This window comes from Psychrobacter glacincola (genome assembly GCF_904846075.1).
Classification (GTDB): domain Bacteria; phylum Pseudomonadota; class Gammaproteobacteria; order Pseudomonadales; family Moraxellaceae; genus Psychrobacter; species Psychrobacter glacincola_C.
Genome location: NZ_CAJGZH010000003.1, coordinates 514,834 through 526,844, shown reverse-complemented (window position 1 = coordinate 526,844; position 12,011 = coordinate 514,834). Strand labels below are relative to the sequence as shown.

The window sequence follows — 12,011 nt, the reverse complement described above, 5'->3', positions numbered from 1 at the left end:
CTACCATCCTGCACGCTCCCGAATAGTGGTGAGATTGTCTTCAATTAATAATTTACCATCGACATAAATATCACGCAGTAGGTTATCTGCGTCTGCAGATAGGTCTTCAGCCTTGATGGTTTTTAGCTGTCCATTGCTGTTTTTGACCAGCGCCAAACGTCCCTTCTTTGAGCGTTTTGAGCGGCTGGTAATCGGGTCTTTATAGATGTCTGTCCATGTGCCATCGATAGAGATAGCACTGGCTTTCATCGCCCAGCTCATGGTATCGCGGTTGACTTGTTGTAATAGACCACCGCCCATACCAAAGGTCACATTATCTGCGCTAAAGCCTGCTTTCATGACCACATCAATGATCTTAGTTAAGCTTTGTGGGCTGATGCCATCCCCTTGGATGACACGTACATAATCAGGCAGCACTTTATAGCCTTTACTATTAATTGTCGTTCCAAATTTTACTGCCAAGCGCTCTAAGGCTTCGCGAACCACTTTGGCAGGCTCACCACTATCGGGTCGGATAACCAAAGTCCCGCCCATATTTTTGACGTCGTCTTTTAGGCTGCCGCCCCAAATATTATCAATGGCGTTCCATAAGTCATAGCTGTCAGAGACCACTGAGAAGCTTTTACCAGCGCCGCCAAACTGCTCAATCATATTGGTAAAAGCAGCGGTTTCGCCATCACGACCCCACGCGGTCATGGTGCTATGCTCAGCGGCAGGAATAGAAAACGCGGGCATGTCCTTATCCATGTGATACCAGCGGCTGGCAGCCACCAACGCTGTCATCGAATCGGTTCCAGCAAAGTTCACTAAATGCGCTAAGCTGCCGAGCGCGACAGACTCTTGACTAGATGCCCCGCGCGAGCCGAAATCGTGCAAACGAAAAGTGAGCGATTCGGTATTGTCCGCAGATTTTTCTAACGCCTGACGAATAATGCCTTTGCAATAATGCGAGACACTAGCGACGGTTGATGGATACCAAATGGCACGGAGTAGCGCCGTTTCGATATAGCTTGGCAGCCAATAAAACTCAGGATCAGTGTTGATAATTTGGCAGACCACATTGGATACTGGCACGATGCTACCTTCAGGGATGGCTTCGATACGTAGTGGTAAATAACCACCATGTTTATCAACCAAACGCTCCCAGCCAGCACGGTTAAAGGTCAAACCATGTGCTTGAATGACCATTTCGGCTTCATCAATGTCTTGATGAGTGATTGGCGTGCTTAGATATTCTTTAATAAAGGCTTGCAAGCCAAAGAACACCACATCGTAGTCACCTTTACGCGCCTCAATGTAGCTGGACAGATACTCACTACCTTTTGGATATTGCACCCAATGTGAGGTTTTGTAGCTGTCGCTATTTAGAATTAAATTGTTTAAATTGCTGGTATACATCACAGAACTCCTCTGCTTTGAGGTGCCGTAGCTGCGTTAATGAAAGAACAGTTACGGCGGTTAGCCCTTGCTGTCTATCAGCTTGGGCGTGGAAAATTGTTAATGAAAAATCGGATAATCGCCTGATAAAATTCTATAAACCAACCATTTTAGTGATAATTGCATAATGGTCTTCAAACATCATGGTGGCGTCAAGCTCAGCGAGTGGTAGCCAAAAAGCTGTGGCTGCATCATCGCCGCCTTTTACTTTTGGCAAGCCTTTTGGGTCATTTTTAAGTTGAAAATAAAAGGCTTGAGTAATTGTACGACCACGTGCTGAGCGATATGGGTCATCAAAGGTATGCTGACTATGACAAGAGCCGCGCAATACTGGCTCAGGGACTTTTAGGCGAGTCTCCTCACGTAGCTCACGGATACAGGCATCGAATAAGGTCTCTTTTGGATTTAAAAAGCCGCCTGGTAATGCCCACAGTCCGCGCCCTGGCATGCTGCGGCGCTCAACCAATAGAATATGTCCTGACTGGACAATCAGGGCATCTGCTGTCATAAAGGTTGGTGGATAAGGCGCTGATTCCCACTGTCTTTTATATTTATCAATAAAGTCCGCTTCTTCGTGCAGATTTTGATATTCGTCTGTTTTTTTGAAGTCATTCAAAACCTTGCGCGTCGATTCAGGCGTGCGTTCAGGAGTCGGGGTCGCACCCATTAGATAGCTATCACGAATTGGGGTGGCGGATAGATTGTGATAGCTCGGTACTGAGACGGACGCCCAGTTGGGGAATAGTGATAAATAATATGAGGAGCTGTCTTTGGAATGACCAATCAAGCCGATATCAGTTTGCAAATCACCAGTGATAGACTTCACGCCTGCTTGCACGTACTGTAGCCAGCGTGTGTCGTTGTAGAGTGCATCATCTAGAGCAACGCAGTGAATACGTGCTGCTTCTGCTGCTGAATATGCGCCTTTAATCATGGCAGCACGCTCAGCGACGCTGAATGGATTGCGTAAACTACGCGGTAAGTTAGCAGAGCCGATCAACATAATGACATTATCAGCACGCTTCAATGCTTCGTCAATGACCGCTTTATGTCCACGATGGAAGGGCTGGAAACGCCCGATAAAAACCAAATAACGATAGTGTTTATTATCTTTAGCTGAACTTTGCTCTGATGATTCGCTCATATACGCCACTTTCCTACTACGGATATTTCATTGGTTAAAATTTATTGAGTAAAAAGTAATGACGCCAATACTGACACAGCCTATCACTCGCTGACAAGTATAAAGATGTTTAGAGGTGTGCGGTTTCTGATTATAGTCCGTACCATGCTGTAGTTAGGCTACAACCGCACCGCTATTTTAACGGGCATGCTGCTCAATCCACGCGGTAACTGTTGGCCAAATTTCGTGGGCAGCGTTACGACTGATCATAATGCGGCTGTGCGTATAATCGTCCAAATCCCCATGGCTGAGCGAGTATTCTCGAAAAATATTGGCAGGGTTTTTAAAGGGTTCAAAAAATAGCTGACAACCACGAGTAGGGGAGATGAAATTGTCGCCTTTTGCGCTGATAGCATAGATAGGTATCGTGATTTTTGGCATCTGTTGCCGGTAGTCTAAAGGTGCATCATCAGCGGCGAATGTATCCATGCTGGCTGTATTAAATGTACGTTGCTTAAGAAAACTGCTGTTAAAGTTCTTTTGTAGATTCCAGTCGTACCACTGGTTCATCATATGATAGCTTTCATTAAAAGGCCCTAGCTTGATTTTTTTAGCAGGGATATAGCCAACCAGCCGCGTGAATAATTTTGCTACAAGAATTTTAGTATGATTTATCGGATTTATTGCAGCGCCATAAGCTTGGCAAGCAAACATGCTGGCACTATTAATCTTATCGATATAGCAGGGATGCTGGATCAAAAACATCGTTAAACCAACTCCGCCGCCGCTATGGGTGACGCAATGTAGATTGTCGAGTTTTAATTCCTCAAAAAGATAGCGAAAAGTCGCTTCATAGTCATAGGTTGCAACCGTTTCGAAGTTGAATTTTTCTTTGGGTATTGAGCTTGCGCCATGACCGCGCCATTCCATGATGTAGCAATGATGACCGAGGCGGGCTAGATACTCAGCGATTTTCAAACAGGTTTGTTTGTCCGAAAACGTGCCGTGCGTCAAAAATATGTTTTGCGATTTTATGACAAAGGTATTGGTGGTAGGAGTATCGCTCTTTGTTTTATTTTTTGTATTATCCACAATCTTCCAAACGGCTACTTGTTCGTCGTCTTTGGTCGTTACTAGATTCAGTGTTTGTGTCATCATAAGATTGATTCAACTAAAATATGAAATTTCTGCTAGCTTAAATGTAACGTTTAACAATGAAAATTATAGTAATAAATATGAAGATGCTAAAAAATTGCGTTATAAAATAACGTTTGAACATCCTCTTTTCTTCGATATCTAAACGATCTCTATAGTCAATATAAAAGAATATCAACTGGAGTAATGGATTACGAAAAATACCAACGCTACATGAATTTTGATATAGCGAGACATAATTTCTTTTACAGCTTTGGTATAGTCAACACCCTCCGGTACTAAAAGCACGACGACTATAATAAGGGCAACAAGAATGCCTAATATAATAATCAATAAGTAAACCTATAAGAAGATATTTAGGACAATACACTTTACCTTGTAAATAGATCTAAAACTAGCGCTAGAAAATAGCAAGCATGATAAGTGCTTTGGTTGTATGGTCTCACACAGTGTTAGACATGCCGTAGCATTCGGAAAAAAGTAGGTGGTTAGTTAGTGTTCTAGGTGCTTGATAATCACAGTAGCTGTCTTTATATAGTAGGGGATATAGCAATCATTAGATAAGCGCTATTTGTCGTGTCTATTTCGTCATTGTTAATAACGCATTGATAAAACCGATAGCAGTCATTTGTGAGCATTTTGGTTTAATTCACAGTAGCGCAGTCGGAATTGTCGTCTGAGTACGTTATAATAGCTGCTATAAATTGAGCAAAATGTTATAACAACGGCAGTCCGTATTTTAAGACAACAGACCGTAATGATTGATAACCCGCATAACTTATACCCGCTACCTAATTTTAAATTCACGACACAGTAGCCATGACAGATATAGCGTTTGTGTCATAACGCATAGGACATATTATGAGTGAGCACAACCAAGCTGAGAGCCAACTAGACCAGTCAGCAGACTATGAATCAGCGCTAGATACTGAGCAAACTGTAGCAAAGAGCAATATTACTATTACTGAGTCAGCCCAAAGCTACTTAGCAGACTTGTTATCCAAGCAGGATACCGATGGTATCGGCGTGCGTATTTTCGTTGAGCATCCAGGTACGCCGCGTGCAGAGTGCTGTATGGCTTATAACCAACCGGGCGAAGAGGATAGCGCTGACCTGCGTTTTACGTATGACAGTTTTTCTGCCTTTATCGAAGCGGCGTCTGTTCCTTATTTAGAGGATGCGGTGATTGACTATAATAAAGACCGTTTTGGTGGTCAGCTGACCTTCCGTGCACCAAATTCTAAAGTGCCTAAAGTGGGTGCGGATGCCAGTGTCGAAGAGCGTATCAACTACGTATTGCAGTCAGAGATTAATCCCGGCTTGGCGGCGCATGGTGGCGACGTACAGTTGCTTGAACTGATTGATGAAGAAGGCGTTGGGCTGACTGCGGTATTGAAGTTTGGTGGTGGTTGCCAAGGCTGTTCAGCCGTTGACATGACCTTACGTCAAGGCGTTGAAGTGCAGCTGAAACAACAAATTCCAGAGCTGACCCAAGTCATTGATGAAACCGATCATACCCGTACCGAAAACGCTTACTATAAATAGAAATCTCAGTAAAAGCCAAAGCGTTAAGTAATGTCTGAAGAGTTATTTTAATTAAAAAGCCAAGTTTTGATGAACTTGGCTTTTTTTATTGCTATGATTTGGTAGATTGTTTTTTAGCTGAATTTTCAGTGACATATTGTTGATTAATAATTTGTTGATTAGTCATGTATTGATTAATAACTTTTATCGAAATAAAGGAATATATGATGAGTGACGAACAAGCAGCCCAGCAAACAGCCCAAAAATCAGCGACTCCTCAACGTCTTGAGACCTTGGCGATTCACGCTGGTTATAGCGTTGAGCCAACGACTAAAGCGGTCGCAGTGCCGATTTATCACACCAGCTCGTATGCTTTTGATAACACTCAGCATGGTGCTGATTTGTTTGATCTAAAAGTTGCAGGCAATATTTATACCCGTATCATGAACCCGACCAATGCCGTATTGGAGGAGCGCGTCGCGGCGCTCGAAGGTGGTATCGGTGCCCTTGCCGTAGCATCTGGCATGGCTGCCATCACTTATGCGATTCAAACCATCTGTGAAGCGGGCGATAATATCGTTGCTGTGTCGACCTTGTATGGCGGTACTTATAATTTGTTTGCCCATGCATTGCCGCGTCAAGGTATCGAAGTCCGCTTCTTTGACCACAAAAACCCTGAGGCGATTCGTGATTTGATTGATGACAAAACCAAAATGGTCTTTGCCGAAAGTATCGGTAATCCATTGGGTAACATCGTTGATATTCAAGCGCTGAGTGATATCGCACATGAATATGGTGTGCCAGTGGTGATTGATAGTACGGTTGCCACGCCGGCGTTATGTCGTCCGTTTGAGTTTGGTGCGGATATCGTGATTCATTCATTGACCAAATATATGAGTGGTACGGGTACGTCGATTGGTGGGGCGATTGTCGATAGTGGTAAATTCGCATGGGGCGACTATCCTGAGCGTTTTCCCTTATTGAACACGCCAGATCATAGTTATCACGGTGTGAACTTTGTCAAAGATGTCGGTGCAGCAGCCTTTATCGCTCGTGCTCGTGTGGCACCGCTGCGTAATACTGGCGCGGCACTTAGCCCGCTCAATGCTTTTGGTATTTTGCAGGGTATGGAGACATTGAGTCTACGTATGGAGCGCCATGTACAGAACGCGCAAGCCGTTGCGGAATATCTGCGTGACCATGACAAGGTTGCTTGGGTAAAGTATGCGGGTTTGCCAGATCATCCTGAGCATGAGCTTGCTAAGAAGTACATGAAAGGTACGCCATCTGCTATTTTGACCTTTGGGGTAAAAGGTGGCTTGGAAGCTGGCGCTCGCTTTATCGATGCGCTGCAATTGATTACTCGTTTGGTCAATATCGGTGATGCCAAATCACTAGCCTGTCATCCAGCGACGACCACGCATCGCCAGCTCAATGAGCAAGAGCTCGAAAATGCAGGCGTCAGTACTGATATGGTACGTCTATCAATTGGTATCGAGCACATCGAAGATATCAAAGCGGATCTTGCGCAAGCATTAGCCTCGGCTTAGTATTAAACGCTTTCTATTGAACTGAGCAATGTGAACTGAATAATTTGTCTCATGATTAACAATAAAAAAAGCCCATATCGATTGATATGGGCTTTTTTATTATCGGCAATGACAGATTTTTATAAGCTAAGCAGATAGTACACGCTTTGCAATATCTCTATAATCTTGTGAGGCTAACCGTGGTCCAAACTGTTGAATCACCTGCGCCGCCACTTCGCTGGCAAGACGACCACATTCAGGCAAGCTATAGTGCTGCGACAACGCGTATAAAAATGCTCCTGCATAATTATCACCGGCACCGTTGGTATCAATGACATTAGTAACGATTGGTGTAGCAACTTCATAAATCTCAATCTCTGATTTATCATCAGCTTTATGGGCGATCGTTGCACCATTGGCACCATCAGTGACGACTGCCGTCTGGCAATACTCAAGCAGTGCGCGTGCGGCTGCCTTGACTTGTTTTTTGTCCGTAAAGAGTTTGGCTTCCTCACTATTACAGAATATCACTGCCACTTTATTGCCCAGCATATTGAGTAAACCGTCTTTAGCAAATTTCACCACGGCAGGATCAGCAAAACTTACGGCAATTTTTGCAGAATGAATCCCTGCTTGGTGACGCAACTGAGTCATGGCAGGCTGAATACTCTCAGTCATGGCCAAGTAGCCTTCTATATATAACCAGTCAGCTTGTGTCAGCGCATCAAAATCGACATTTTCTGCGGTGATTTCGCTTGAAGTGCCGAGATAAGTTTGCATGGTGCGCTCGCCATCTTCGGTGACTGCGACCACACATGAACCCGTTACTCCGCCTGCATGGATAGACTTTTCTGAAGTTGCAACGCCTGCTTCATGTAAGTCTTTTAGGTAAAACTCGCCTTGTTGATCGTCACCGACGCGGCAGGCATAAAATGGCTTGCCGCCTAAACTGGCAAAGGTATACATCGTATTAGCCGCTGAGCCACCACCAGCCTGCTTTGATGGTGCAATTTCTGCCAGTTTAAAATACGCCAACAATTGCTGTTGCTCGTCGATACCTGCCAGCGTCATATTGCCTTTGGTCAAATCAGTCTCTTCTAGCGCCGCATCTGACAATACATATTCATGGTCAACCAATGCGTTGCCTATCGCCATTACATTGTACATTGCTCACTTCTCCTCAATGGTTTTATAACTATCTTTAATATTAATATCCAAAAATTATTCAGCTTGTAGCTCAAGTAAGCGCTGATATAGCGCATTCTTTTTGACGCCAGTGATATCAGCGCCCAATGCAGCGGCTTTTTTAACCGATAAGTCCTCAAGCAAGCGCTGTAATAATTTATCATGAATACTGATGTCATCCGCATCCTGCGCCACATTCACGCCTGCGACGACCACGACTATCTCACCGCGCTGTTGATTGTCATCAGCTTTGACAAATTCCACCAAATCCCCAAGAATGCTTTTATGGACAGTCTCAAAAGTTTTGGTCAATTCACGGCAAAAAGTGACTTCACGATCTGCGCCAAATATAGTCGCCATGTCTTCTAAACTGGCGATAATACGATGCGGCGCTTCATAAAATATCAACGTTTCAGTACGTGAGTTTAATGCTGCTAATTGCTTTTGGCGACCGTGGGTTTTGGCGGGTAAAAACCCGATAAAGCTAAAGCGGTCTGAGGGCAATCCTGCGACTGACAGTGCGGCAATGGCAGCAGAGGCACCAATGATAGGAGAGACTCTAACGCCAGCGACATGAGCGGCCTGTACCAGTTGATAACCTGGATCACTGATGAGTGGCGTACCAGCATCACTAATCAAAGCAACCGAATGACCTTGCTCGATCATCTCGATAATTTTGGGTGTTTGAATGGCACTATTGTGCTCATGGTATGCCCAAAGCTTGTTATGACCTTTTTGCTTGGTCGCGATATCAGCGTCTGTCACGTTATTATCGGTATTATTTTTAGTGTTGGGAGCTTCTGACTCTTTTTCGTCGTCGGCTTTACTGCCTTTGGTATCAATGCCAAAATGCGACAATAGCTTGCCTGAGGTACGGGTGTCTTCACAGGCAATGATGGCGACTTGCTTCAAAACATCAATGGCATGCGGCGTCATATCGCTCATATTGCCAATTGGCGTGGCAACGATATATAGACAAGCTGGCATCGCGGTAGGGCTAGACATGAAAACCTCGGAGTATTAAAAGCGGGAATTAAAATATAATGTGGCGCGCTGACTGACAAAACTGGTCAAAAATAGAACTTAAGCAAAGCATAAAACACCATACCAGCATCTGCACGCGAAAGTGGCTAGTTTAGCATGATGTGCTATGATAATTCTGAAATGTTAACCAGACCTATCGACCTTATGTGCAGTCATAAACCTTTGAACCTCACTTCACCAAAGCAGCGCCAAGGCAGTCTGTTCGAGCAGCAGGCGTGTGAGTTTTTACAATCGCAAGGATTGATTTTGATTGCCCAAAATTGGCAGCAGCCCAAAGTGGGTGAGCTGGATTTGATTATGCTGGAGACAGGTTCAGCATGGTTGACATTGGTATTTATCGAAGTGCGTCAACGGCAGCGTTCAGGTTTTGGTGGTGCTGCACTGAGCGTGACGGCAAGCAAACAACGTAAAGTGATTAAAACGGCGCAATATTTTTTGCAACAGCATCCTGAGTATGAGGATTATGACTGCCGGTTCGATGTCATCGCTTATGATACGGTAGGTAATCATCTTAAGACCAGTGGTCAAAATGTAGAAAATCAACCACAATGGTTCAAAGGTGCTTTTATAGCAGATACGTGATATTAGGATGCAAAAGCTACCCAACTAGAAGGTAGTAAATACTTATCATCGAGTGAGCGTTACCAAAAACCTAACCGCTGATAGTAAAAATTAAGTAAAGTAGCTAAGTTGTTATTAACTGAATTAACAGTTGTCAAAACAAACGTTACTAGATTAAAACTGGCTCAATCAATTGACTTTATATGATCGTCATACTCACGTTCTAAGAGGTAAATCATGACACGGATGCATTTGCGCACTGCTATTTTTGGCTCATCACGCCGCACCGCGATAGGCGTCATGCTAATGACCAGCATCGTTACTACGGGCTGTACCACCAATTATTTGACCAATAGTACAGAAGGTACGTATGGTGTGCCGATGACAGAGCGTACCATTCCGCAGCGACTACTGGATCGCAGTATTGAACATACCGTCAAAATCAATGTTTATGGGTTAAAAGAAGACCTGCAACAAACCAGCCGTATGGGTATTGATAGCTTTAATAGTGAAGTGTTATTGACAGGTGAAGTACCCACTGAGGCCATCAAAGTAGAAGTCGAAAAAGTCGTCAGCTCTATGCCAGATGTGCGTCATGTCTATAATGAGCTAAACGTCAGCGCGTCTAAAGGCTATAGCTCGACGGTTCATGATGGATATATCACCTCAAAGCTGCTGGCAAAAGTCGCCGCGAGTGATGGCGTCAAAGCCTCACAGATCAAAGCCGTGACCAATGATGGTGTGGTTTATATTATGGGACGTATGACACCGACTCAGCAGAGTCACCTAATCGATATTGCCAATAGCACCGTTGGTGTGACTGAGCTGGTGCTGCTGACGACCGTCGTTGATGACAGGGGCGTAAAGATAAGTAAAGACGACATTATGTCTGAAAATAACTTGGTAAATCCTGCTTCAGCGCCAGTCGTTGTGGATGCTGCTAGCGTTAATAATTCTGAAGCGCCAGCGTCCGTTGGCACATCGACTCCTATCGTCGTGACCGAAGATGGCACAACCGTTGAGCAACCGTCATCAAGCCCATATATAGACCTGTATCAAGATCCGTAAAAAGTGTTCTAAAACACAGCTGTTATTTATCAATAAAACAAAAAAACAGTGGCTAAATAGCTTGTAGGGTAAGCTATTTGCCCCGTCAGTTTAAACAGTGTTTAATGACAAGAAACCTAAACACTGTTAACAGGAAAAACACGAGAACTTCTGAGCCAGCCAGTAAGATATAAAAAGCGAAGAATAGACGAGACAGTATTAGTGCTTATTTTATAAAAGGGCGGTCGCAGTGCTGTTAATTTTGATCCATGTATAAATATAATAGGGATACTGGCAATGAAGGATGCAAACAAGCGCTTAGAATATAATAAAAGCCGTCAAAAAATAAATAGTGAAAGCATGATTAATAATAGTGCTAGCAAATTAGGTATTCTAAAATTCACAGGTGTCGCTGCCTTAGCACTGGGTAGCGTTGCCCTAGCCACCCAGAATGCGCAAGCTCTATCGCCACTGGCTATCGTCAATGGCATTACTGCTAGTGGCGGCGTTGGCGTCAGCAAAAACATTCTCTATGGTGATGAGCCCGATCAAGATTTGGATATTTATTATCCCAAGCCATTAGCACAAGCGATGAAAGCCCAAAGCGCCATCAATGATGGTGCGATTAATGATAGCTATCCGATGGTGGTGTTTGTCCACGGTGGCTCGTGGGAGAGTGGTAATAAAGAACAGTATGCCTTTGTTGGTCAGAGTTTGGCGCAAGCAGGTTATGTCACCGCCGTAATTAATTATCGTAAAGCGCCTGAGCATGTGTACCCTGATTATGTCAAAGATACGGCGCAAGCGATTGCTTGGAGTATCAATAATGCTCCGAGCTTACATGCTGATCCTAAACGCTTGGCGGTAATTGGACATTCTGCTGGTGCATTTAACGCGGTTGCAGCGGTCGCCAATGAAGATTTTTTAGCGCCTTATGGTATTAAGCCAAAGGATATTACCGCGGTCGTGGGTATTGCTGGTCCTTATAGTTATGACTTCCGTAAATTTGATAGCGCCACCGCCTTTGCTGCTGATGCTACGCCAGACGACGTTATGCCAGACCGTCAAATCAAAGGCGAGCAGCCCCCGTATTTATTGTTAACTGCCGAAAAAGACAAAGTGGTGTATGCGACCAATACGATTAAAATGACCAAAGCGTTACAAGAGGCGGGCGTCAACGTAGAAAACGGTGAAATAAAAGGTGCCAGTCATGCGACCAGTATTGGTGCGATGGCACCGCCGCTACGTTGGGTCAATGATGTACGCGCGCAAGTACTGACGTACTTGGATAAAATGCTCAAATAATGGATGGCAATCAGAAGTTAGGTGCAGTTGCGTAAGACAGTACTGTAAGATGCTTAAACTCTTGTTATAATGTCGTCACTTTAAATCTATACCCTATCTGA

Annotated in this window: 10 protein-coding genes; 5 read left to right on the top strand and 5 right to left on the bottom strand. The window is 44.2% G+C overall.

The window, feature by feature from the left end; all coding sequences use genetic code 11:
- The 3 genes from JMW85_RS13390 to JMW85_RS13380 all read right to left on the bottom strand — a co-directional run bounded on the left by JMW85_RS13390 (position 1) and on the right by JMW85_RS13380 (position 3,718).
- A complete protein-coding gene (locus JMW85_RS13390) occupies positions 1-1,398 on the bottom strand; it encodes a nicotinate phosphoribosyltransferase (RefSeq protein WP_201582091.1) in 1,398 nt (465 codons plus the stop codon).
- 133 nt (positions 1,399-1,531) lie between these two features.
- Positions 1,532-2,581, bottom strand: a complete 1,050-nt coding sequence (locus JMW85_RS13385) for a bifunctional nicotinamide-nucleotide adenylyltransferase/Nudix hydroxylase (RefSeq protein ID WP_193008924.1) — start codon at positions 2,579-2,581, stop codon at positions 1,532-1,534.
- Between the two features lie 177 nt (positions 2,582-2,758).
- The gene (locus JMW85_RS13380; protein WP_201582090.1) at positions 2,759-3,718 is read right to left on the bottom strand and encodes an alpha/beta fold hydrolase; all 960 of its coding nucleotides are present in this window, start codon (positions 3,716-3,718) and stop codon (positions 2,759-2,761) included.
- 858 nt (positions 3,719-4,576) lie between these two features.
- Here JMW85_RS13380 and nfuA point away from each other — a divergent pair.
- Together nfuA and JMW85_RS13370 are read left to right on the top strand one after the other, a co-directional pair.
- Complete coding sequence (nfuA, locus tag JMW85_RS13375; protein WP_045455268.1) at positions 4,577-5,260, top strand: Fe-S biogenesis protein NfuA; 684 nt, start codon at positions 4,577-4,579, stop codon at positions 5,258-5,260.
- Between the two features lie 206 nt (positions 5,261-5,466).
- Entirely contained in the window at positions 5,467-6,789 is a 1,323-nt protein-coding gene (locus tag JMW85_RS13370) for an O-acetylhomoserine aminocarboxypropyltransferase/cysteine synthase family protein (RefSeq protein ID WP_060491886.1), read from the top strand.
- Positions 6,790-6,915: 126 nt separating this feature from the next.
- Here the strand turns inward: JMW85_RS13370 and JMW85_RS13365 are convergent, their stop codons facing one another.
- A complete protein-coding gene (locus JMW85_RS13365; RefSeq protein ID WP_198330257.1) occupies positions 6,916-7,935 on the bottom strand; it encodes an adenosine kinase in 1,020 nt (339 codons plus the stop codon).
- A 54-nt stretch (positions 7,936-7,989) separates the two neighbouring features.
- The gene (gene rsmI / locus JMW85_RS13360) at positions 7,990-8,958 is read right to left on the bottom strand and encodes a 16S rRNA (cytidine(1402)-2'-O)-methyltransferase (RefSeq protein WP_201582089.1); all 969 of its coding nucleotides are present in this window, start codon (positions 8,956-8,958) and stop codon (positions 7,990-7,992) included.
- 135 nt (positions 8,959-9,093) lie between these two features.
- Between rsmI and JMW85_RS13355 the strand changes: the two genes are divergently transcribed.
- From JMW85_RS13355 to JMW85_RS13345, 3 genes are all read left to right on the top strand, one after another.
- Positions 9,094-9,579: a YraN family protein gene (locus JMW85_RS13355; protein WP_201582088.1), complete on the top strand. Its 486-nt coding sequence runs from the start codon at positions 9,094-9,096 to the stop codon at positions 9,577-9,579.
- Positions 9,580-9,795: 216 nt separating this feature from the next.
- The gene (locus JMW85_RS13350; protein ID WP_087814772.1) at positions 9,796-10,626 is read left to right on the top strand and encodes a BON domain-containing protein; all 831 of its coding nucleotides are present in this window, start codon (positions 9,796-9,798) and stop codon (positions 10,624-10,626) included.
- Between the two features lie 276 nt (positions 10,627-10,902).
- Positions 10,903-11,910, top strand: coding sequence for an alpha/beta hydrolase (locus tag JMW85_RS13345; protein WP_227681887.1), 1,008 nt, complete (start codon positions 10,903-10,905; stop codon positions 11,908-11,910).
- Positions 11,911-12,011 lie beyond the last annotated feature (101 nt).

What these genes read in the sequence shown, in the direction of transcription:
- JMW85_RS13365 (WP_198330257.1), bottom strand. Translation starts at nt 7,935, where the DNA reads ATGTACAATGTAATGGCGATAGGCAACGCATTGGTTGACCATGAATAT.
- rsmI (WP_201582089.1), bottom strand. Translation starts at nt 8,958, where the DNA reads ATGTCTAGCCCTACCGCGATGCCAGCTTGTCTATATATCGTTGCCACG.
- JMW85_RS13390 (WP_201582091.1), bottom strand. Translation starts at nt 1,398, where the DNA reads ATGTATACCAGCAATTTAAACAATTTAATTCTAAATAGCGACAGCTAC.
- JMW85_RS13355 (WP_201582088.1), top strand. Translation starts at nt 9,094, where the DNA reads ATGATGTGCTATGATAATTCTGAAATGTTAACCAGACCTATCGACCTT.
- JMW85_RS13380 (WP_201582090.1), bottom strand. Translation starts at nt 3,718, where the DNA reads ATGATGACACAAACACTGAATCTAGTAACGACCAAAGACGACGAACAA.
- JMW85_RS13370 (WP_060491886.1), top strand. Translation starts at nt 5,467, where the DNA reads ATGAGTGACGAACAAGCAGCCCAGCAAACAGCCCAAAAATCAGCGACT.
- JMW85_RS13350 (WP_087814772.1), top strand. Translation starts at nt 9,796, where the DNA reads ATGACACGGATGCATTTGCGCACTGCTATTTTTGGCTCATCACGCCGC.
- JMW85_RS13385 (WP_193008924.1), bottom strand. Translation starts at nt 2,581, where the DNA reads ATGAGCGAATCATCAGAGCAAAGTTCAGCTAAAGATAATAAACACTAT.
- JMW85_RS13345 (WP_227681887.1), top strand. Translation starts at nt 10,903, where the DNA reads ATGAAGGATGCAAACAAGCGCTTAGAATATAATAAAAGCCGTCAAAAA.
- nfuA (WP_045455268.1), top strand. Translation starts at nt 4,577, where the DNA reads ATGAGTGAGCACAACCAAGCTGAGAGCCAACTAGACCAGTCAGCAGAC.